This is a genomic window from Kribbella sp. HUAS MG21, assembly GCF_040254265.1.
Lineage (GTDB): Bacteria > Actinomycetota > Actinomycetes > Propionibacteriales > Kribbellaceae > Kribbella.
The window spans coordinates 4,087,736-4,107,589 of sequence record NZ_CP158165.1 but is presented as its reverse complement, the minus strand read 5'-3'; the positions used below and the strand labels follow the sequence as shown (position 1 = coordinate 4,107,589).

23 protein-coding genes are annotated in these 19,854 nt (G+C 69.1%); 10 read left to right on the top strand and 13 right to left on the bottom strand.

The window, feature by feature from the left end; translation table 11 throughout:
- Positions 1-88: 88 nt before the first annotated feature.
- Both ABN611_RS20265 and ABN611_RS20260 read left to right on the top strand, forming a co-directional pair.
- Entirely contained in the window at positions 89-1,417 is a 1,329-nt protein-coding gene (locus tag ABN611_RS20265; protein ID WP_350281466.1) for a 2-isopropylmalate synthase, read from the top strand.
- Positions 1,405-2,193: an ATP-binding cassette domain-containing protein gene (locus tag ABN611_RS20260; RefSeq protein ID WP_350281465.1), complete on the top strand. Its 789-nt coding sequence runs from the start codon at positions 1,405-1,407 to the stop codon at positions 2,191-2,193. The genes ABN611_RS20265 and ABN611_RS20260 overlap by 13 nt, the downstream gene beginning before the upstream one ends.
- Here ABN611_RS20260 and ABN611_RS20255 read toward each other — a convergent pair.
- The gene (locus ABN611_RS20255; RefSeq protein WP_350281464.1) at positions 2,135-2,671 is read right to left on the bottom strand and encodes a DUF3592 domain-containing protein; all 537 of its coding nucleotides are present in this window, start codon (positions 2,669-2,671) and stop codon (positions 2,135-2,137) included. The genes ABN611_RS20260 and ABN611_RS20255 overlap by 59 nt on opposite strands.
- Positions 2,672-2,680: 9 nt before the next feature.
- On the opposite strand from ABN611_RS20255, the gene ABN611_RS20250 reads away from it, so the two are divergent.
- Entirely contained in the window at positions 2,681-3,226 is a 546-nt protein-coding gene (locus ABN611_RS20250) for a hypothetical protein (protein ID WP_350281463.1), read from the top strand.
- On the opposite strand, the gene ABN611_RS20245 is transcribed toward ABN611_RS20250, so the two are convergent.
- From ABN611_RS20245 to ABN611_RS20235, 3 genes are read right to left on the bottom strand one after another with little or no spacing between them, the layout of a single operon-like run.
- A complete protein-coding gene (locus ABN611_RS20245; protein ID WP_350281462.1) occupies positions 3,223-3,522 on the bottom strand; it encodes a helix-turn-helix transcriptional regulator in 300 nt (99 codons plus the stop codon). The genes ABN611_RS20250 and ABN611_RS20245 overlap by 4 nt on opposite strands.
- Position 3,523: 1 nt before the next feature.
- Positions 3,524-3,877: a type II toxin-antitoxin system RelE/ParE family toxin gene (locus ABN611_RS20240; RefSeq protein ID WP_350281461.1), complete on the bottom strand. Its 354-nt coding sequence runs from the start codon at positions 3,875-3,877 to the stop codon at positions 3,524-3,526.
- A gap of 46 nt (positions 3,878-3,923) precedes the next feature.
- Positions 3,924-4,610, bottom strand: coding sequence for a DUF1707 domain-containing protein (locus ABN611_RS20235; RefSeq protein WP_350281460.1), 687 nt, complete (start codon positions 4,608-4,610; stop codon positions 3,924-3,926).
- A gap of 91 nt (positions 4,611-4,701) precedes the next feature.
- Here ABN611_RS20235 and ABN611_RS20230 point away from each other — a divergent pair, with 91 nt between their 5' ends.
- From ABN611_RS20230 to ABN611_RS20220, 3 genes are all read left to right on the top strand, one after another.
- Positions 4,702-5,001, top strand: coding sequence for a hypothetical protein (locus tag ABN611_RS20230; protein ID WP_350281459.1), 300 nt, complete (start codon positions 4,702-4,704; stop codon positions 4,999-5,001).
- An 87-nt stretch (positions 5,002-5,088) separates the two neighbouring features.
- A complete protein-coding gene (locus ABN611_RS20225) occupies positions 5,089-6,765 on the top strand; it encodes a fumarate hydratase (protein ID WP_350281458.1) in 1,677 nt (558 codons plus the stop codon).
- A gap of 93 nt (positions 6,766-6,858) precedes the next feature.
- Complete coding sequence (locus tag ABN611_RS20220; protein WP_350281457.1) at positions 6,859-7,287, top strand: nitroreductase family deazaflavin-dependent oxidoreductase; 429 nt, start codon at positions 6,859-6,861, stop codon at positions 7,285-7,287.
- Between the two features lie 19 nt (positions 7,288-7,306).
- Here the strand turns inward: ABN611_RS20220 and ABN611_RS20215 are convergent, their stop codons facing one another.
- The 4 genes from ABN611_RS20215 to ABN611_RS20200 are packed head-to-tail and all read right to left on the bottom strand — an operon-like array spanning position 7,307 to position 10,104.
- Positions 7,307-7,468 (bottom strand): hypothetical protein, encoded by a 162-nt coding sequence (locus ABN611_RS20215; protein ID WP_350281456.1) that lies wholly within the window; start codon positions 7,466-7,468, stop codon positions 7,307-7,309.
- A 55-nt stretch (positions 7,469-7,523) separates the two neighbouring features.
- On the bottom strand, positions 7,524-8,042 hold the full coding sequence (locus ABN611_RS20210) for a hypothetical protein (protein ID WP_350281455.1): 519 nt from the start codon (positions 8,040-8,042) through the stop codon (positions 7,524-7,526).
- The gene (locus ABN611_RS20205; protein WP_350281454.1) at positions 8,039-8,704 is read right to left on the bottom strand and encodes a DUF402 domain-containing protein; all 666 of its coding nucleotides are present in this window, start codon (positions 8,702-8,704) and stop codon (positions 8,039-8,041) included. Before ABN611_RS20205 ends, ABN611_RS20210 begins: the two co-directional genes overlap by 4 nt.
- Complete coding sequence (locus ABN611_RS20200) at positions 8,701-10,104, bottom strand: class II fumarate hydratase (protein WP_350281453.1); 1,404 nt, start codon at positions 10,102-10,104, stop codon at positions 8,701-8,703. The genes ABN611_RS20205 and ABN611_RS20200 overlap by 4 nt, the downstream gene beginning before the upstream one ends.
- A gap of 77 nt (positions 10,105-10,181) precedes the next feature.
- Here ABN611_RS20200 and ABN611_RS20195 point away from each other — a divergent pair, with 77 nt between their 5' ends.
- Positions 10,182-10,559, top strand: a complete 378-nt coding sequence (locus tag ABN611_RS20195; protein ID WP_350281452.1) for a DUF3224 domain-containing protein — start codon at positions 10,182-10,184, stop codon at positions 10,557-10,559.
- Here ABN611_RS20195 and ABN611_RS20190 read toward each other — a convergent pair.
- The 4 genes from ABN611_RS20190 to ABN611_RS20175 all read right to left on the bottom strand — a co-directional run bounded on the left by ABN611_RS20190 (position 10,544) and on the right by ABN611_RS20175 (position 15,613).
- The gene (locus ABN611_RS20190; RefSeq protein ID WP_350281451.1) at positions 10,544-11,185 is read right to left on the bottom strand and encodes a hypothetical protein; all 642 of its coding nucleotides are present in this window, start codon (positions 11,183-11,185) and stop codon (positions 10,544-10,546) included. The two genes, ABN611_RS20195 and ABN611_RS20190, sit on opposite strands and share 16 nt — an antisense overlap.
- Before the next feature lie 18 nt (positions 11,186-11,203).
- Complete coding sequence (locus ABN611_RS20185; protein WP_350281450.1) at positions 11,204-11,905, bottom strand: hypothetical protein; 702 nt, start codon at positions 11,903-11,905, stop codon at positions 11,204-11,206.
- 172 nt (positions 11,906-12,077) lie between these two features.
- Positions 12,078-13,409 carry a PhoH family protein gene (locus ABN611_RS20180; protein WP_350281449.1) on the bottom strand — a complete coding sequence of 444 codons (1,332 nt, stop codon included), beginning with the start codon at positions 13,407-13,409 and terminating at the stop codon, positions 12,078-12,080.
- Between the two features lie 1,424 nt (positions 13,410-14,833).
- Entirely contained in the window at positions 14,834-15,613 is a 780-nt protein-coding gene (locus ABN611_RS20175; RefSeq protein WP_350281448.1) for an isoprenyl transferase, read from the bottom strand.
- 259 nt (positions 15,614-15,872) lie between these two features.
- Here ABN611_RS20175 and ABN611_RS20170 point away from each other — a divergent pair, with 259 nt between their 5' ends.
- The 3 genes from ABN611_RS20170 to ABN611_RS20160 all read left to right on the top strand — a co-directional run bounded on the left by ABN611_RS20170 (position 15,873) and on the right by ABN611_RS20160 (position 18,369).
- A complete protein-coding gene (locus ABN611_RS20170; RefSeq protein WP_350281447.1) occupies positions 15,873-16,568 on the top strand; it encodes a hemolysin III family protein in 696 nt (231 codons plus the stop codon).
- Between the two features lie 83 nt (positions 16,569-16,651).
- On the top strand, positions 16,652-17,806 hold the full coding sequence (locus ABN611_RS20165; protein WP_350281446.1) for a phosphotransferase: 1,155 nt from the start codon (positions 16,652-16,654) through the stop codon (positions 17,804-17,806).
- A 59-nt stretch (positions 17,807-17,865) separates the two neighbouring features.
- Positions 17,866-18,369: a hypothetical protein gene (locus ABN611_RS20160; RefSeq protein WP_350281445.1), complete on the top strand. Its 504-nt coding sequence runs from the start codon at positions 17,866-17,868 to the stop codon at positions 18,367-18,369.
- On the opposite strand, the gene ABN611_RS20155 is transcribed toward ABN611_RS20160, so the two are convergent.
- Entirely contained in the window at positions 18,366-19,781 is a 1,416-nt protein-coding gene (locus tag ABN611_RS20155) for a M28 family metallopeptidase (protein WP_350281444.1), read from the bottom strand. The two genes, ABN611_RS20160 and ABN611_RS20155, sit on opposite strands and share 4 nt — an antisense overlap.
- Positions 19,782-19,854: the final 73 nt, after the last annotated feature.

Genomic DNA, 19,854 nt, shown 5'->3' with positions numbered 1-19,854 from the left:
CCACGGCGGGAGCTGACCGACCGGCGCTCCCATCGTGGAGTGCAGTCGTCCGCCGGTCCTCGCCACCATCTCCCGGAAGGACCCGTCCGTGAATCGTCAGCAGCCCTCCCCCATGCCCAGCCACCGCTACCGCGACGTGTTCGCGAAGGTCCCGGTCGCACCGGTCGACCGCACCTGGCCGGACAACCGGATCACCAGCGCGCCGCTCTGGGTGCCGGTCGACCTCCGCGACGGCAACCAGGCACTCGCCGAACCGATGGACCCCGAGCGCAAGCGCCGGTTCTTCGAGCTGATGGTTGCCATGGGCTACAAGGAGATCGAGGTCGGCTACCCGTCCGCGTCCCAGACCGACTTCGACTTCGTCCGGCTGCTGGCCGAGTCCGACCTGGTCCCGCCGGACGTCACGATCGTGGTCTTCACGCCGGCGCGCGCCGACCTGATCGCCCGGACCGTCGAGTCCGTCGCCGGGATGCGCGGTGACGTCGTCATCCACATGTACGCCGCCACCGCGCCGGTGTGGCGGGACGTCGTACTGCGTCGTAGCCGGGACGAGCTGGCGTCGATGATCTACGCCGGATCGGAGGAGATCCTGCGGCTCGCCGGAGACTCGGTGCGGTTCCAGTTCTCGCCCGAGGTGTACAACCTGACCGAGCCGGACTACGTACTCGAGCTCGCCGACCACCTCACCAAGCAGTGGGACGCGACGCCCGAGCGCCCCGTCACGCTCAACCTGCCGGCGACCGTCGAGGTGGCGACGCCGAACGTGTACGCCGACCAGATCGAGTACATGCACCAGAACCTGCCGCGCCGCGACGGCGTCATCCTGTCGGTGCACCCGCACAACGACCGCGGTACCGGCATCGCCTGCGCCGAGCTCGCCGTACTCGCCGGGGCGCAACGCGTCGAGGGCTGCGTCTTCGGCAACGGCGAACGCACCGGCAACGTCGACATCGCCACGCTCGCGCTCAACCTGCACGCGCAGGGCGTCGACCCGATGATCGACTTCTCCGACATCGACGGGATCCGTTCGGTGGTGGAGTACTGCACCCGGATGCCGATCCATCCGCGGCACCCGTACGTCGGGGAGCTCGTCTACACCGCCTTCTCCGGCACGCACCAGGACGCGATCCGGAAGGGGTTCGCGGTGCAGGACGACGGGTTCTGGCAGGTACCGTACCTGCCGATCGACCCGGCCGACGTCGGGCGCGGGTACGAGGCGGTGGTCCGGGTCAACAGCCAGTCGGGGAAGGGCGGGATCGCGCACGTGCTGGAGTCCGTGTACGGCGTGACGCTGCCGCCGTCCGAGGAACGCGCGTTCGCGGCGCACGTCCAGCGGCACACGGACGCGACCGGGCGGGAAGCGACCGCGGCGGAGCTGAAGGCGTTGTACGAGGAGGTCTACGGGTGCTCGAACTGAAGGACGTCGACTTCGTCCGGGACGGCAAGCTGCTGCTGTCCGGGGTGTCGCTGACCGCGGCCGAGGGCGAGCGGTGGGCGCTGCTCGGGCCGAACGGGGCGGGCAAGAGCACGCTGCTCGGGTTGTGCGGCGCGGTCACGCATCCGACCCGCGGCACGGTCGAGATCCTCGGGCAGCGGCTCGGCACGGTCGACATCCGCACGCTGCGCGAGTCCATCGGGCACGTGAATCCGCGGCATCCGTTGCGGTCGCCGCTGAGCATCCGGGACGTCGTACTGACCGGGCTCACGGGCACGATCGAGCGGATGCCGCGGTGGGAACCGACGGCTGCTCAGGAGGGCCGCGCTCTGGAGCTGATCGAGCTGCTCGGGATCAGCGCGCTGGCCGGTGCGCCGTGGACGACGCTGTCGCAGGGCGAACGGGGGCGGGCGCTGATCGCTCGGGCGTTGATCTCGGATCCTCGGCTGCTGCTCCTGGACGAGCCGTCGACAGGGTTGGACGTCGCGGCGCGCGAACAACTTCTCGAGACGCTTGACGAGATCCACCTCAGGCACCCGCAGCTCGCGTGGGTCCTCGTCACGCATCACCTCGAGGAGCTGCCGACCTGCACGACCCACGCGGCGCTGCTCCGCGACGGGCGGGTCCTGGCGGCCGGGTCCGTCGACGACGTACTGACGACGGAGCTGATCACGCAGACGTTCGACCATCCGATCGAGATCAACCGCCACGGCGGGCGCTGGACCGCGACCGCCCGACGACGTACCCGAGACCGCTGAGCAGTCCGAGGACGGCGCAGATCCCGGCGAGCCAGGGCCAGTACACGCCGTCCTCGCGCGCGGATTCGACGACCCAGGTACTGCGGGCCCTCGTCGGCTCGGCAACGACGTACTCGACCGGTACGACGTCGCCGAGCCGCAGGAAGTGCTCGCCGGGATCCCGGTCGCTCTCGAACGTGTGGTCCACACCGGCCACCGTGTAGCGGATGTCCACGGAGCCGGAGCCCTTCTCGGACCAGCCGGGCTCGTGGACCGCGACCACCGTGCCGTTCGTGGTAGCGGTCGGTTGACCCATCGGCCGGGCCACGCTCCGCGCGTGCAGCCCCAGGGCGCCGAACAGAACAGCGATCAACAGGAAGAACCCGACGAGGCTGCCGGGTACGAGCGGCTGTCCGCGCCGCCGCCAGTCGGCGAGCGCGTAGGCGGCGGCGGGCCCGCGGACGAACACCCACCCGAGCCCCGCCCGCACACGCCGCATGAGGTCAGTGTGAGGCACTACCCTGACCTGACCGAACAACCGCGTGGGGGGAACATGACGGTGATGGGCGAACGCCTACCCGAGGCCTGGATCGTCGAGTGGCACCGAAACCACCGCGTCGAATTCCCCCTCCGCCGCTGGTCGTTCCTGCAGGCGCCATTCCTGCTGGTGCCGACGATGGGGCTCCTCAGTCTGAGCAGCATCCCGGACATGCTCGACGACGGCCCGTGGCGCTTCCTTGCCTACCTGCTGATCGCGCTCTACACCGGCGTTGTGGTCGGTCTCGCGTGGCAACTCGTCACCCAACGCCCCGTCCTGGTCGTCGACCACCGCGGCATCCACCTCGGCCGCCGCCGCTTCCTGCCCTGGGACGACGTCGGCTCCATCAGTCCCGTCATCGGCCCGAAGCCGCTCCGCCGCCTCGAAATCTTCCAGAAGAACGTCTGGGCCAAGAACCTGACCCTCACCCAGCAACACGTGAACGACCTACAGGCGTTCCGCACCTGGCTCGACGAACTCCTGACCGAGAACCGGCAGATATCCCACAGCAACTAGGCCGCAGGAGTCGTCTCGTCGAAGCGAACGACCAGTTGGGCATGAAATGCGTGGGCGATGCGCTCCAGCAGCGCCAGCGTGGGCACGGTTCCGCCGGCTTCGAAGCGGGCCAGGGCCGACTGCGTCATGCCGGCCGCTTCGGCCAGCCTGGTCTGCGTCCAGCCACGCTGCTCACGCATTGTTCGCACGGTTGCGCCGAGTTCGAAGGCGCGACGGGTTGCGTCGTACGCATCCATCGCGCCGGGCTCCGCCATCCGGGTTTCCCTCAGGTCATCCCAGCCAGTCCGGTCAGTCACCTCAGTCCTCCTCTGTCCCGGAGACCACGTGGGCTTCCCGCACACACCTGCGATAGGCCCGCACGGCCCGGTCGATCTCCCGAACCTCCCGCATCCGACTCTTCCTGAACACCGTCAGAAGCACGATCCGCCGATCGGTGGCGATCCAGTAGGTGATCCGCATCGCATGCTGATCGAGCCAGAAGCGCAGCTCGCGGAGCTTGCCATCGATCTGCTTGGTGTACGGCTCGCCCGACAAGGGACCTCGCTCAGACAAAAGGTCCACGTAGAAGGCAACGCGCGCGAACAGATCGGTGGGCAGAGCTTCGAGCCAGCTGCGCACCTCGGCTTCGAGTTCAACGGTACCCCAGGGCATAGCAAGAATGCTATAACCGCGTGACTACACTCTGTTATGTCACGGATCAGGTGAGGCCGAGGCGTTTGCTGAGGCGGGGGCCTCGTTTGATCTTGATCTCGCCGAGGATGGCGGTGCCGCGGATGTGGAAGCGTTTGGGGGGCGCGGTGGTGGCGTTCGGGTCGGGGACCGCTTTGAGGCCGGCTTCCTGTTCGGTGACCGAGCCGAGGATGGGGTTGCTGTCGAGCAGCACGATCGCGTTCTGCGGGACGCGGATCTTCACGTCGGCGAGGATCGACTTCACCTCGATCTGCACCTCGTCGTACGGGATCTGCGCCTCGGTGTAGTCCAGCGTCACGTCGCCGAGGACCGCGTTCACCTCCTGGCGCTGCGGGACCAGCCAGTTCCCGAGCCGCTTGGTGTCGGACATGAACACGTTGATCACCGGTCCCGACTCGACCAGCGCACCGCCGTACTGCGGGGTCGCCAGGCTCTGCTCGTGCGGGGCGCGCGGCCCGTTCGGCAGGTCGGCGGTCAGCTCGACGAGTTCGCCGTACGTCTTGGAGGCGTACAGCGTCTCGAGCCGGTCCTCCAGCTCGGTGTACGACAGCCGGCCCTCGGCCGCGGCGTCGCGCAGTACGTCCGCGACCTCCTCCCGCTCGAGGTCGGACACCCGCCGACGCAGTACCGGATCGTCGCTGACCGGCGCAGGCACCACGTCCTGCTTCTCCTGGGGAACGTCATCCTGAGCCACATCAGAACCATACGCGCGCCCACCCCCACCAGCAGACCCGTTTCCTCCCCGATAAACCCCTGATCCCACCCCTGACCCCCGATACTGAACCATGGACTGGAGTGGGGTACCCAACCGCAAGCTGCTCGCCGGGCTCTACCTGGTCGCCTTCCCGGCGATGGTCGCCGGCCTCGTCGCGCTGCTGGTATCGCAGCTCACCGGCCAGAGCCTGCTGCCGGTCGTCGCCGGGATCCTGTTCGTCGGCGGACAACTGGTGATCGTCGGGCTCGCGCACACCCTGAGGGCCGCAGTGCCGGCGGGCTCGACCAAGGGAGACCCGCGGGGTGTCGCCTGGAATCGGCTGACGCTTGGGCGGGAGCTTCCCGGTGCCTGGCGGGTTGTGCGGGGGTGAGGGTGGCCTCACCCACGGGTGAGACGGAGGTCGCGTCTGTGGGGCGGGTGGGGAGAACTAGGCTTTGGGCAGTCCAGTCCAGTCCGTATGGAGGTATGTCCGGTGTCTGCCGACTTCAACTACTCCGAGCTGTTGCCGTTGGGTGCTGACGAGACGGAGTACCGGCTGCTGACGACGGAGGGTGTCAGCACGTTCACCGCGGGCGACCGGACCTTCCTGCAGGTGCAGCCCGAGGTGCTGCAGCAGCTGACCGCCGAGGCGATGCACGACATCTCGCACTACCTGCGGACCGCGCACCTCGAGCAGCTGCGGCGGATCATCGACGACCCGGAGGCGTCCGGGAACGACCGGTTCGTCGCGCTCGACCTGCTGAAGAACGCGAACATCTCCGCCGGCGGCGTGCTGCCGATGTGCCAGGACACCGGCACCGCGATCGTGATGGGCAAGAAGTCCGAGGGCGTGCTGACCGGCGTGGCCGACGAGGAGTGGATCAGCCGCGGCGTGTACGACGCCTACACCAAGCTGAACCTGCGCTACTCGCAGATGGCCCCGCTGACCATGTGGGACGAGAAGAACACCGGCTCCAACCTGCCCGCGCAGATCGAGCTGTACTCCACCCCGACGCACGGCGACCCGGCGTACAAGTTCCTGTTCATGGCCAAGGGCGGCGGCTCCGCGAACAAGTCGTTCCTCTACCAGGAGACCAAGGCGGTGCTGAACCCGTCGCGGATGATGGAGTTCCTGGACGAGAAGATCCGGTCGCTCGGTACGGCGGCCTGCCCGCCGTACCACCTGGCGGTCGTTGTCGGCGGTACGTCGGCGGAGTACGCGCTGAAGACCGCGAAGTACGCCTCCGCGCACTACCTGGACACGCTGCCGACGGCCGGTTCGCCGGTGGGGCACGGGTTCCGGGACGTGGAGCTGGAGGAGGAGGTCTTCAAGCTCACGCAGCAGTTCGGGATCGGCGCGCAGTTCGGCGGGAAGTACTTCTGCCACGACGTCCGGGTGATCCGGCTGCCGCGGCACGGCGCGTCCTGCCCGGTCGCGATCGCGGTGTCCTGCTCGGCGGACCGGCAGGCGCTGGCGAAGATCACGCCGGAGGGGGTGTTCCTGGAGCAGCTGGAGAAGGAGCCGGCGCGGTTCCTGCCGGACACCACCGACGAGCACCTCGACGACTCCGAGGTCGTGCGCGTCGACCTCAACCGGCCGATGAGCGAGATCCGCGCGGAGCTGTCCAAGCTGCCGGTGAAGACGCGGCTGTCGCTGACCGGTCCGCTGGTGGTCGCGCGCGACATCGCGCACGCGAAGATCAAGGAGCGCCTGGACGCCGGCGAGCCGATGCCGTCGTACCTGCGCGACCACGCGGTGTACTACGCAGGCCCCGCGAAGACGCCGGAGGGGTACGCGTCCGGGTCGTTCGGTCCGACGACGGCGGGCCGGATGGACGCGTACGTCGACCAGTTCCAGGCCGCGGGCGGCTCCTTCGTGATGCTTGCCAAAGGCAACCGGTCGGCGAAGGTGACGGCAGCGTGCAAGGAGCACGGCGGGTTCTACCTCGGCTCGATCGGCGGCCCGGCGGCGCGGCTGGCGCAGGACTGCATCAAGTCGGTCGAGGTGATCGAGTACCCGGAGCTCGGCATGGAGGCGATCTGGAAGATCCAGGTCGAGGACTTCCCGGCCTTCGTGGTCGTCGACGACAAGGGGAACGACTTCTTCACCGACACGCGCAAGCCCGTCCCGCTCACGGTCCGCCCCCGCAGCTGACCCGCTCACCACCCCCGCCATCCGAAGCTGCGCGGGCGGGGTGGTTGACGTGGGGTCGGGCGTCGCCGGATGCTCGTGACGGGGGTGGTTCCGATGGGGCGCCGGATGCTGCGGGTGGGGAATCGGATCGGGGTGTGGATGTACCGCACGCTCGACGGGCGGCTGGCGAGTGGGAGCAAGGACGTCCATGTCCTGATGCTCACCACGCCCGGCCGGCGGACCGGCGTACCGCGGTCGACGTGCGTGCGGTACGTCGAGACGCCGGACGGCCTGCTCGTGTGGGGTACCGGGTCGGGGTCACGCACGGATCCTGACTGGTTCCGGAACCTCCGGGCGGCCGGGAGTACCGACGTACAGATCGGGGCCGGGCACACGCGGATGCGGCCGCGTGAACTCACCGGTGCGGAGCGGGACGCGGCGTGGAAGGGCGTGATCCTGCGCGAGGACCCGCGGATCGGCCGGTTCGCGGTGAAGGCGCACCGCACGATCCCGGTCGCCGTCCTGACACCGGCACCGGACTGAGGTCCTCACCGGACCGGGCTCAACCGGCTTTGCTCTCGGGCTCCTCCTTCGGGAGCTTCATCAAGAGGGTCCTGGTGGCAGCGACGACATCGGCCTCGTTGTGACCGAAGGCCTGCAGGTAGGACCCGAGGGCCGAGCGCACAAGCTGGAGCTCCTCGGCCTGTAGCTCAATCGTGTACATGTTTCCAAGCTAAGCCCGTATCCGGCAGTTGCAACCACTCGTGACCCACCCGTTGTCAGCCCACCGGCCAACCCGCGGCGGCGAGCACCTCCGCCGCGGTGTCCGCCAGCGGTCCGTCGTTGCGTACGACGAAGTCCTCGACGGCCTCGTGCGCTTCCCCGCCGACGAGCGCGGCAGCCAAATCCCACCCGGCACCGCGGGTGATCCGGGTGCGGGCAGCGATCAACTCCGGGTCCGCAATCAAGCGCACGACCTGGACAGCGCAGTCGGGCAACGCGGCGGTGTACGCGGCGCGCAGTGCGGCCGAGTCGACCGGCCCGCTGACCACCAGGTACTCCGCCCCGGCCGCCCGGAACGTCCGCCAGACCGCAGCGAGATTGTCGATCCGGAGGTGATCGCTGAACCGGAACCCGGAGTTCGCTGCCGGCTGCTTCGGGCCGAACTGGGCCACGGCGTCCAGGTCCAGCAGCCCGGTGGTGTGCCCCGCGCCGGTGAGCACCCCACCGATGGCCTGGCCAACGGTGGTCTTGCCCACGCCGCTGCCGCCGGTCAGGAGGAGCGCGCGGGGGCTCAACTGTGGAGTTCCTCGGCGATCAGGGTGGGTTGGTGGGTGGTGGGGGCGGCCGGGACTCTCCAGTCGCGGGGGGCGCGCCAGAACTGCCAGTCGTCGGAGAACGGGGACGTCCACGCCTCGATGTCGCGGATCGCGGCGTGGGCGTCGGCCACGATCTGCTCCGCCTCGGCCGCGGTGAACCGGCCCGCGGTGACCGCGCCCTCCAGTTCGTCCTCGTCCTTCCACTCGATGCGGCGGTCCGGCTCGATCCACAGGTCGAGGACGTGGTCGACGGTGCTGGTACGGCGGGCCGCCCGGTCGCGGACGTGTTCGCGCTCGAGGTTCACGTACCAGCCGCGGAACGTCCCGTCCGCGGCCCAGAAGTACCACACCGACCACGGCTTGCCGGGCGGCGCGACCTTCAGGATCCCGGTCCCCCGCCACACGTCGAGCTTCAGCACCCGCTCGTCGGTGAACATCCCGATCGGTCCGGCGTTCCGCGTCTCGCGCCCGTCGACCAGCACCGGTTTGAGCAACGGGGTACCGGGCGCGAGCCAGGCGACCAGACCGTCCGCGTCGTCACGCACCACCGTCATCGGGCGCACGAGCGGCAGGTGGGCGTGCCGTCCGGTCCCCTCGTACACCCACTCGATCGTCGTGCCCGGCTCCCAGTACTGCGTCACGAGGTGGCCGGCCGGGTCATGGAGAGGACGTCGAGCGCCGCGTCCAGCTGCTCCTCGGTGAGGTCGCCCTTCTCGACGTGACCGTTCTCGATCACGACCTCGCGGATCGTCTTTCCTTGTTTCAAAGCGCTCTTGGCGACGGCGGCGGCGTTCTCGTAGCCGATGTAGCGGTTCAGCGGGGTGACGATCGAGGGCGACGACTCGGCCAGCGCGCGGGCGTGCTCGACGTTCGCGGTGATGCCGTCGACGCAGCGGTCCGCGAGCAGCCGCGAGCTGTTGGCGAGCAGGCCGATCGACTCGAGCAGGTTGCGCGCGATCACCGGAAGCATCACGTTCAGCTCGAAGTTGCCTCCGGCACCGGCCACGGTGATCGCGGTGTCGTTGCCGATCACCTGGGCGGCGACCATCAGCGTCGCCTCGCAGATCACCGGGTTCACCTTGCCGGGCATGATGCTCGACCCGGGCTGCAGGTCCGGCAGCGCGATCTCGCCGAGGCCGGCACGCGGCCCGGAACCCATCCAGCGCAGGTCGTTGCAGATCTTCGTCAGGCTGACCGCGATCGTCTTCAGCTGCCCGGACAGCTCCACCAGCCCGTCGCGCGCGCCCTGCGCCTCGAAATGGTCCTCGGCCTCGGTCAGCTCCAGCCCGGTCCGCCGGTTCAGCTCGGTGATCACCGCGGCCGCGAACCCCGGCGGCGTGTTGATCCCCGTCCCGACCGCGGTGCCGCCCAGGGGCAACTCGGCCACGCGCGGCAAGGTCGCGCGCACCCGCGCCGCACCGCGACGGATCTGCTGCGCGTACCCGTCGAACTCCTGGCCGAGCGTCACCGGCGTCGCGTCCATCAGGTGCGTGCGCCCGGACTTCACCACCTCGGCGAACTCGGATCCCTTACGCGCAAGGGAATCCGCGAGGTGCTCCAGCGCCGGCAGCAGCTCCTGGACGACGCCGGCGGTGGCCGCGACGTGGATCGCCGACGGGAAGGTGTCGTTGCTCGACTGCGACGCGTTGACGTGATCGTTCGGGTGGACGTCGGCGCCGAGCGCGCGGGTGGCGAGCGTGGCGAGCACCTCGTTGACGTTCATGTTGGTCGACGTACCCGAACCGGTCTGGAACACGTCGATCGGGAACTCCGCGTCGTGCTCCCCCGCGGCCACCAGGTCCGCGGCGGCGACGATCGCGGCGGCGCGGTCCGCGTCGAGGACGCCGAGCGCGGAGTTCACCACCGCGGCCGAGGCCTTGATCTGGGCCAGCGCGTGCACGAGCTCGGGCGCGAGCGGCCGCCCGGAGATCGGAAAGTTCTCCACGGCACGCTGCGTCTGAGCCCGCCACAACGCGTCCCGAGGCACCTTGACCTCGCCCATCGTGTCGTGCTCGATCCTGAATTCCACGTCATCACCCATACCTGCAGAGTACGTCGATCGCCACTGTCCGAACGCGCTGATAAACAAGCTGTGGACAACACCACAGGAGGAAACGGATGAAGTTCACCCAGTCGTTCGAGATCACGCGGTGGGAGCAGGCGGCGTACGACGAGACAGGCGCGATCGAGCTCGGCAGGGCGACCGTGGGCAAGACGTTCAGCGGCGACGAGCTCGAGGGCACCAGCACCGCCGAGCTGTTGATGGTGGGCACGCCCGACGGTCCGGCGGCCTACACCGCGGTCGAGCGGTTCACCGGCACGCTCGGCGGCCGGGAGGGTTCGTTCGTGATGCTGCACGGCGCGACCGCCGACCAGAGCTCGTCACCAGGCCGGATCGTGGCCGCCGACGGCGATCTGGCCGGTCTGACGGGTGCTGTCGTCTACGAGCACGACGAGCGAGGCGCCCGTGTGACCGTGGACTACGAGCTGCCCTGATAGACGTAGTACAGCTCCGGGCGGCCTTGGAGATCGACCTGGACGGGTTTGACGTCGCAGGCGCCGAAGACGGCGCCGACGGCGGATTCCAGTGCGGGTGAGGCGGACGACGACCAGACGGTGAGGACACCGCCGGCGCGCAGCTTGGCGCGGCAGGTGGTGAGGAAGTCCGAGGTGTAGATCGCCGAGTTCTCGTTGTACACCAGGAAGTCCGGGCCGTTGTCGACGTCCAGCAGGATCGCGTCGACGGAGGCGTCCGGGAGGTCGGTGATGACGCCCCGGACGTCACCGACGACCACGGCCACGCGCGGATCGTCGAGCACGGACGGCACCAGACCGGAGCGCATCCAGGACACCAGCTCCGGCTCGATCTCCGCGACCACCACCTCACCGAGACGCTCATCGCCCAGCAACGCCCGAACGGTGTACCCGAGCCCGAGCCCACCGACCAGCACCCGATCCGGATGCCGCACCGCCTCCAACGCAGCCGACGCCAGCAGCTCCTCACTCGAGGTCTCCTGGTCATCCATCACAAAGACCCCGTTGACCCGCAACTCCAGCGCCCCGTCGTCCCGGCGCCGCAGTACCAGCTCACCGCGCTCACTGACCGCGCGTGCCAGCTCCACCTCAGACCGCCCGGCTGATCAGTACCAGCCCTTGGCCTGGGAGTGGGACCAGGCGGAGCAGGGGGAGCCGTACGTGGCGTCGATGTAGTCCAGGCCCCACTTGATCTGGGTGACCGGGTTGGTGCGCCAGTCGGAGCCGTACGCCGCCATCCGGCGGCCGGGGAGCGCCTGCGGGATGCCGTACGCCGACGACGTCGGGTTGTCGGCGTCGACGCGCCAGCGGGACTCCTTGTTCCAGAGCTTCTCGAGGCAGCTGAACTGGCTCTCGCTCCAGCCGTGGTCGGGGAGGAGGTTCCTCGCGACCTCCTTCGGCGTGCCCTCGTACTTCTTCCGCTCGGCGTCCCGGCTGGCACGCTCCGCGGCGGAGTCCCGGTTGGCCTCCCGGAGTGCCTGATAGCGCAGCAACGCGGCGTTCTTCGCCTTGTTCTTCTGGTCGGCGGCGTTCTGCAGCAGGACCCGCTGCTGGGCGAGGGCTTCGACCTGGTTCCGCATCCGGACCGCTTCGGCCGCGATCTCGGCGGCGGACTTCTGCTCGACCGACGGTGTGGTCGCGGACGGAATCGCCTTCCCGCTGTTCAGCACGGCCATCTCGGCCCGGCCGGACACCTTCTCCGACGCACTGCTGCTCCCAGGAGAGCTGAAGAGGTCGATACCGGCGACAACGGAGACCACGGCGATTCCGGTGACTGCGAGAACCGCGACGGAGCGCTTCGCTTTCATCTGTCCTTCCGAGAAAACCCGACCCCCGTCGGCTGCAACGAGAACATACTCTGGCGTAAACCGTCCGTGATCACAAGCAGGTCACGAACGAACGGTGCGGTCGCCGCGTGGCGACCGCACCGTTCTTACCTTCGTCTTACAGACCTTTATTACCTAACCGTACGAACGCTCCTTACAACTGCAGGTCATCGAGCATCTCGGTGACCAGCGCCGCGATCGGCGACCGCTCCGAGCGGGTCAGCGTGACGTGCGCGAACAGCGGATGCCCCTTGAGCTGCTCGACCACGGCGACCACGCCGTCATGCCGGCCGACGCGCAGGTTGTCGCGCTGCGCCACATCGTGCGTCAGCACCACCCGAGAGTTCGCGCCGACCCGGGACAGCACCGTGAGCAGCACGTTCCGCTCCAGCGACTGCGCCTCGTCGACGATCACGAACGAGTCGTGCAGCGACCGGCCGCGGATGTGGGTCAGCGGCAGTACTTCGAGCATTCCCCGGTCGATGACCTCGTCGATCACGTCACCGCTGGTCAGCGCGCCGAGCGTGTCGAAGACGGCCTGGCCCCACGGCTGCATCTTCTCCGACTCGGTGCCCGGCAGGTACCCGAGCTCCTGGCCGCCGACCGCGAACACCGGCCGGAAGACGACCACCTTCTTGTGCTGCCGGCGCTCCATCACCGACTCCAGCCCGGCGCAGAGCGCGAGCGCGGACTTGCCGGTGCCGGCGCGGCCGCCGAGCGAGATGATCCCGATGTCGGGGTCCAGCAGCAGGTCGAGCGCGACCCGCTGCTCGGCGGACCGGCCGCGGATCCCGAACGCCTCCCGGTCGCCGCGGACCAGCCGGACCCGCTTGTCCGGCATCACCCGGCCGAGCGCGCTGCCCCGCTCGGACAGCATCACCAGTCCGGTGTGGGTCGGGTACTCGCCGGCCTCCGGCAGCTCGACCGTGCCGTTCTCGTACAGGTCGTCGACGACGTGCGTGCCGACCTCGAGCTCCGCCATCCCGGTCCAGCCGGACTCCAGGGTGAGCTCGGCGCGGTACTCCTCGGCGAGCAGGCCGCACGCGGACGCCTTGACCCGCATCGGCAGGTCCTTCGAGACCAGCGTGACGTCCTTGCCCTCGGCCATGAAGTTGCAGGCCACGGCCAGGATCCGGCTGTCGTTGTCGCCGAGCCGGAAACCGGCCGGCAAGGTCTCCGGGTCGGTGTGGTTCAGTTCGACCCGGAGGGTGCCACCCTTCTCCCCCACTGGCAGGGGCGCGTCCAGTCGTCCGTGCAGGATCCGGAGCTCGTCGAGCAGTCGCAACGCCGTCCGGGCGAAGTAGCCGAGTTCCGGGTGATGCCGTTTGGCCTCCAATTCGGTGACGACGACCACCGGGACGACCACCTCGTGCTCGTCGAACCGCAGCATCGCATGCGGGTCGGAGAGCAGCACCGAGGTGTCCAGCACGAAGGTGCGCTGGGCCGGTGAGGATGAGGTACTTGACGCCTTGGCGTGGATGGCCATGTCGCACGTCCTCTTCTAGGCCGTGACGTACACCCTCGCCCCGGCCCGCCAGTGGTTAGGTGATGGGTCGGGTGCCGCCCTCGGGGTCCGGTGTTGACCCCGTCCGCGCCGCCGTACGAGCGGCGACGGCGATCAGCGAGCTCGAGACCTGAGGTCTCGGGGACTCCGTTCGGCCCCTCATGGGGCAACCGGCTGGAACGAGATTCTCAAACTGATCGGGCCTCCCGTGACAGCCGGCTTCCCGTCCGGCCGTCATTGCCAGGGTAGGAGCCCGGTGCAAACGGTGCAGCCCGACACGCCCGGCCACGGGGTTAACAGCGCGTTACACCCACGCGAGGGAGCCGGCTCACTCCGCTGGGTGATCCGGTACGCCGCCCCGCCCGGCGACGCTCGACGCATGAAGAAGAACTGGCCGTTGTGGACCGGCTACGCCACCGCCGTCTGGTCCCTCGTGTACGGCGTCCTCGGGCTCTACTGGTCCTTCGGCGGTTCCGGCTACCCGTTCGCGCCGGTCCCCGACGACCGCGCCAGCGCCTCGATCCTCGAAGGTACGCCGTACCAGGTGGTCGCGCCGGTGATGGCGGCGATCGGGCTCGGCGGCGCGGTGCTCGCGCTCGTGATGACCCGCCGGAAGCCGCGCGGGCGGCTCCTGCAGACGATCGCCGCCGTCCTCGCCGCCGGCCTCGCGCTGGTGATCCCTGACTACACACTGATCGCGGTCGTCGCGCTCGCGCCCGCGCTGGTGATCTTCGCGTTCACCGGCGTACCGGGCGAGCAGGAGGGCGTCGGCGACATCCTGTACTGGCACCGGGTGAACCTGATCATCCTGTTCGTCGGCGGTCTGCTCTGGGCGGCGACCGCGATCGCGTACCACCGGCGCAGCCGCGACGCCTGCGTCTCGTGCGGGCGGGGCTCCGGCGAGCAGGCCTGGACGACCCCGGAGGCCGCGCTGCGGTGGGGCAAGCGGGCCGTGGCGGTCGCGGTGGTGGCGAACCTTCCGTACGAGTTCACCCGGGTCGCCTGGTACTTCGGCTGGCCGGTCGGCATCACCGACGAGTTCCACCGGATGATGGCCGACACGCCCGGGATGCTCGAGATGGGCCTCGGCCTGGCCGTGATGGGCATCGGCGGCGGCATCCTCACACACGGTCTCGTGCGGCCGTGGGGCGAGGTGTATCCGCGCTGGATCTGGTTCAAGGCCGGCCGGCGCGTCCCGCCGTACCTCGCGATCGTCCCGGCGTCGATCGTCGCCGTCGTCCTGATCCCGGCCGGGCTGATGAACCTGCGCGGGCCGCTCGGCGGCGACCTGTGGGCGGTCAACGGTCCCGGCATCCTCTGGACGGTGTGGGGTACGGCGCTCGGCGTCGCGACGTACGCGTACTACCTGCGACGCCGTACGACGTGCTCGCGCTGCGGCCGCGGGCTCACGTCCCGAAGCGTCGTTCTCGCTGGGCGTAGCTCCGGATCGCGCGGAGGAAGTCGACGTGCCGGAAGTCCGGCCAGAGCGCCTCGCAGAAGTAGAACTCGCTCAGCGCGCTCTGCCACAGCAGGAAACCGCCCAGGCGCTGCTCACCCGACGTCCGGATGACCAGGTCGGGGTCCGGCTGGCCCTTCGTGTACAGGTGCCGGGCGATGTGCTCGACGTCGACCCGGTCCGCCAGTTCCTCGATCGAGATGCCCTTCGCGGCCTCCTCGAGGAGCAGCGAACGGACCGCGTCGGCGAGCTCGCGGCGGCCGCCGTACCCGACGGCGACGTTCACCAGCATGCCTTCGACGTCCTGGGTGGCGGTCTCGGCAGCCTTGAGCGCCTCGGCGGTGGTGCCGGGCAGCAGGTCGAGCGCTCCGACCGGGTGGATCCGCCAGCGGCCGATCGCGGTCAGCTCCTCGACGGTCTGCTCGATGATCCGCAGCAGCGGCTCCAGCTCGTCGGCCGGGCGGGTCAGGTTGTCGGTGGACAGCATCCACACCGTGACGACCTTGACGCCGACGTCGTCGCACCACTCCAGGAACTCGGAGATCTTGTTCGCCCCGGCCTCGTGGCCGCGCGACACCGGGTCGCCGACCTGCCGCGCCCAGCGCCGGTTGCCGTCGATGATGACGCCGATGTGCCGCGGGATCCGGTCCGGCGACAGCGATCGGCGTACCCGGCGCTCGTACAGCCCGTAGACCGCGTCGCGCAGCTTCTGTTTGCCAGGTGTCCGCATGGGCAGGGTGCTCTCCTCGAAGACTCTCGGTCACGAGGCTAGCCCAGATTCGCCGCCCGGGAGAGGCCCAGGAGTGCCGTAAGGAAACCTGCCGGAAGGCCCGAACTTTCCTCGGAGTTCGTGCATCGAACACGCGGAGGTGTCGCGTCGCCCGGGTGACGTCGCCTACATTTCATCCTTCTGACCGATACAACCTACGGACGCGTAGGTTACGGTTGCGTAGGTACGAACCGCCCGGACACCCCTCGAAAGGACGGCGATGACCGCTACCAGCGCCCAGCCCCAGGAACTCGGTCACCGGCTCTCCGGACGACTCGGACCGCTGAAGCCGAAACTCCGCGGATGGCTGCACGCCGGCACGTTCCCGCTCGCCACCGCCGCCGGCATCGTGCTGATCTGCCTCGCGCCGCACGCGAACGCGCGCTGGGCGGCCGCGGTCTACACGGCCGGCGCGATGCTGCTGTTCGGCATCTCGGCGCTGTACCACCGGTTCTACTGGGGCCCGACCGGCGAGGCGATCCTGCGCCGGCTCGACCACAGCAACATCTTCCTGCTGATCGCCGGCACCTACACGCCACTCGGCATGGTGCTGCTGCACGGCAAGGACCGGGTGCTGATGCTGAGCCTGGTCTGGGGCGGCGCGGTCCTCGGCATCCTGTTCCGCGTCTTCTGGCTGAGCGCACCGCGCTGGAGTTACACGCCGATCTACCTCGCGCTCGGCTGGGTCGCGATCTTCTGGATGGCCGACATCTACCGCTCCGGCGGCGCTGCCGTCGTCACGCTGATCGCGGTCGGCGGTGGCCTGTACTCGATCGGCGCCGTCGTCTACGGCACCAAGCGCCCGAACCCGTCACCCCGCTGGTTCGGTTTCCACGAGATCTTCCACGCGTTCACCGTGGCCGCCTTCATCTGCCACTACATCGCCGTCAGCATCGCGACGTACCGCGCCGGCTGACTCCCCGCAAACGCCATTGACGGACATCGGCTGATCGCTCTACCCTCGATATTGTAAGGATACCTTACTTCCGGGGGGAAGACATGAGTACTGCGTTGGCGGCGCTGGGCCGGGATGCTCTGGGGGAGGAGGACCTGACCGCGCTCGTCCGGACGATCACCGGGGATCCGGCGTCCGTGGCGGGCGCGGTCCGGGTCGAGCCGGTCGACTACCCGATCGGCACCCCCAGCACCGAATCGTTGCACCGGGTCTTCGGCAGTACGGCGGACGGCGCCGACTGGTCCTGCTTCGTGAAGAAGCTGCAGTCGGTCCGGCACTGGCCGATGCTGCACCTCGTGCCCGAGGAAGTCCGCGCGCAGTTCATCAACAACCTGCCCTGGCAGCTGGAGGTCGCCGTCCACCGCAGCAACATCACCGAGCTCCTCCCCGACGGGCTGCGGCTGCCGGTGGCGTACCGGATCGACATGTACGACGACGACCGGGCGACCCTGTGGATGGAGAACGTGGTCCAGGAGTGGGGCCCGTGGCCGATGGACCGGTTCGAGCGAGCCGCGTACCTGCTCGGGCGGCTGTCGGCGCGCCGGCAACCGCACCTGGTGGAGCCGTTCCTCCCCCGCGAGCACGTGACCACGCCGGGCATCGGCCTGCGTTTCTACACCCACGGCCGCGTACTGCGTGTCGCCGTACCCGCGCTGTCCGACCCGCAGACGTGGCGGCACCCGCTGCTCGCGGCAGCCGTCTGCCATCTGGGAGACCACCGACTGCGCGACGACCTGATGACTCTGGCGGAGCGGGTGCCGGCGGTGCTCGATGCGCTCGATGCGTTGCCGCAGTGCTACCAGCACGGGGACGCCAGCCCGCAGAACCTGCTGGTCCCCCACGACAACCCGGACGAGTTCGTGGTCATCGACTGGGGCTTCGACTGCCCACAGGCGGTCGGGTTCGACCTGGGGCAGTTGCTGATCGGTCTCGCGCACGCGGGTGAGCTGGCGGCGGAGGCGCTGCCCGCAGTACACAAGGTGATCCTGAAGGCGTTCCAGGAGGGCCTGGCGGAGGACGGTATGCACGTGTCCGAGGACGAGGTGCTCTACGGGTACCTCGGCTCGCTGCTCGCCCGGGCCGCGTTCACCGCGCTGCCGCTGGAGTTGCTGGGCCAGCCCGACGCGCCGCCCGCGCTGTTCGAGCAGCGGGTCCAGCTGACCCGCGCCCTGGTCAACCTGGTGTCAGAGGTGGTCTAGAACCGTTGCAGTCGTGTCACAGCTGCAACGAACGCCCCGCCAACCTGTATCCATAGTGCGTGAGGAACCTGAGCAGCTACACAGCAGTGGCCCTGTGCACGGCGGCCGCGGGCCTCGTCCTGACCGGATGCGGCAGCGAGTCCGGCACAGGCGGCACCCCGACGACGACACCCACGCCGACGGCGACACAAATAACGCCGGCCGGGACAGCTCTGCCGATGACCGTTTCCAGGACCGGCGGGGTCGCGGGTTTCGACGACCAGGTGCAGATCGGCACCGACGGTGTCGCGACCGTGAGCTCCCGCGGCAAGGAAACCGTCCGGTGCAAGCTCGACCCGAGCCTGCTGACCAGCCTGACCTCGGCCGCTCAGCAGGTCGACTGGGGCAACGTCGCCGCGAAGAAGCCGACCACGAGGTACCCGGACGACATGATCGTCGCGGTCACCGCGAACGGGAAGACCGCCCGGCTCGAGGAACCACAGCTGAAGCCGCTGGAGGCCCCGGTGAGCAAACTCCTCACCGAGGCCACCATTCCGCCGGGCAAGCTCTGCAAGCAGCTCTAGCCGGCGGTCAGCGCGACGTCGTCGATCACGAAGCTGGTCTGCAAGGAGGAGTCCTCCTGCCCGACGAACCGCACCGTGACCGTCTTCCCCTTGTACTGCGACACATCCAGCGTCTTCTGCACGTACGACGTACTCCTGTTCAGGTTCGAGTACGTCGCCAGTGTGGCCGCCGTGGAGCCGTCGACGACCTGCACCTTCACGGTGTCGTACACCGTCGACGACGTGGTCTCCGCGGTGTCGATGCGGATCCACAGCGACAGCGCCGCCGTGCTCGCCGTCGCCGGGATCGCGACCGACTGACCGATGTTCTCGGTGCTGGTCCGGCCGTTGCCCTGCAGCCACGCCTTGTAGGACCCCGTGCGCGCCGGGCGTGAGGTGCTGTTCGTGATCACGCCGGTCGTCCCGGTCCAGTTCGCCGTACCGGACTCGAAGCCCGGGTTCTGCAGCAGGTTGGCACCGGTCGGCGGCGGCCCGCCGGTGTAGTCCTTCTGGGCGTACGTCCAGATCATGTGGCCGATGGCATCGATCTGGCGGTCGAGGGACGTCAGGTCCAGGTTGCTGATCGTGTCGCACGACCGGTGGTAGCACCGGTCGAACGCCTGGCCCGCCGTACCTCCCCACTTCGCCGCCTGCGCCGAGGACTTGATGCCCTCGGCACCGGAGAACGTCCCGGCCGTGGGGATGCCCAACGACCGGAAGGCGGCGTGGTCCGAGCGGCCCTGGACGTCGATGTACTCGGTCTGGATGCTCTTGCTGGTGAAGTACGCGACCAGGTCGTCGCGCGCCGCGTCGCCGGCCGGGTTGTCGTCGTACACGAAGTACCCCGGGTTCGGGGACGCGATCATGTCGAAGTTCAGGTACAGCTCGACCTTGTCCCGCTCGGTCGCGGGCAGGTTGTTCACGTAGTACTTCGACCCGAGCAGCCCGAGCTCCTCGGCGCCCCAGAAGCCGAACCTCAAGCGGTTCCTGGGAGTCTGGCCACTGGCAGCGTAGGCGAGGGCGGTCTCGAGTACGCCGGCGCTGCCGGAGCCGTTGTCGTTGATCCCCGGACCCGAGCTGACGCTGTCCAGGTGCGCGCCGGCCATCACCACGTGGTTCGCGTCGCCGTGCGGCCACTCCGCGATCACGTTGTACGACGTACCGGCCGAGGTGATGAACGACTGCAGGGTGGTGGTGTACCCGGCGGCGTCCAGCTTGGACTTCACCCAGTCGGCCGAGGCCTTGTAGCCGGGCCGGCCGGTGTAGCGGTTGCCGCCGTTGTTGGTGGCGATGGACTGCAACTGGTCGAGATGAGCCTTGGTGTTGGTGACCGAGATGTCCGGCGACTCGGCCGCGGCGACGACGTTGCCCGGGACTAGGAACGCGCCGGCCACCAGGGCGACACCGAGAGCGGGATAAAGGGACTTGCGCATGAGGAACTCCTTCGGACGCAAGGAAATCCGGGGCGCGCGGGCCTGGGCGGAGGGCCGCGCACGCCCCGGACGA

Excerpts from the sequence above, each read along its gene's own strand:
- ABN611_RS20230 (WP_350281459.1), top strand. The coding sequence starts at position 4,702 with ATGGACTGGAGTGGGGTACCCAACCGCAAGCTGCTCGCCGGGCTCTAC.
- ABN611_RS20220 (WP_350281457.1), top strand. The coding sequence starts at position 6,859 with ATGGGGCGCCGGATGCTGCGGGTGGGGAATCGGATCGGGGTGTGGATG.
- ABN611_RS20195 (WP_350281452.1), top strand. The coding sequence starts at position 10,182 with ATGAAGTTCACCCAGTCGTTCGAGATCACGCGGTGGGAGCAGGCGGCG.
- ABN611_RS20240 (WP_350281461.1), bottom strand. The coding sequence starts at position 3,877 with ATGCCCTGGGGTACCGTTGAACTCGAAGCCGAGGTGCGCAGCTGGCTC.
- ABN611_RS20255 (WP_350281464.1), bottom strand. The coding sequence starts at position 2,671 with ATGCGGCGTGTGCGGGCGGGGCTCGGGTGGGTGTTCGTCCGCGGGCCC.
- ABN611_RS20215 (WP_350281456.1), bottom strand. The coding sequence starts at position 7,468 with ATGTACACGATTGAGCTACAGGCCGAGGAGCTCCAGCTTGTGCGCTCG.
- ABN611_RS20155 (WP_350281444.1), bottom strand. The coding sequence starts at position 19,781 with ATGCGCAAGTCCCTTTATCCCGCTCTCGGTGTCGCCCTGGTGGCCGGC.
- ABN611_RS20180 (WP_350281449.1), bottom strand. The coding sequence starts at position 13,409 with ATGGCCATCCACGCCAAGGCGTCAAGTACCTCATCCTCACCGGCCCAG.
- ABN611_RS20165 (WP_350281446.1), top strand. The coding sequence starts at position 16,652 with ATGAGTACTGCGTTGGCGGCGCTGGGCCGGGATGCTCTGGGGGAGGAG.
- ABN611_RS20175 (WP_350281448.1), bottom strand. The coding sequence starts at position 15,613 with ATGCGGACACCTGGCAAACAGAAGCTGCGCGACGCGGTCTACGGGCTG.
- ABN611_RS20170 (WP_350281447.1), top strand. The coding sequence starts at position 15,873 with ATGACCGCTACCAGCGCCCAGCCCCAGGAACTCGGTCACCGGCTCTCC.
- ABN611_RS20225 (WP_350281458.1), top strand. The coding sequence starts at position 5,089 with ATGGAGGTATGTCCGGTGTCTGCCGACTTCAACTACTCCGAGCTGTTG.
- ABN611_RS20185 (WP_350281450.1), bottom strand. The coding sequence starts at position 11,905 with ATGAAAGCGAAGCGCTCCGTCGCGGTTCTCGCAGTCACCGGAATCGCC.
- ABN611_RS20200 (WP_350281453.1), bottom strand. The coding sequence starts at position 10,104 with ATGGGTGATGACGTGGAATTCAGGATCGAGCACGACACGATGGGCGAG.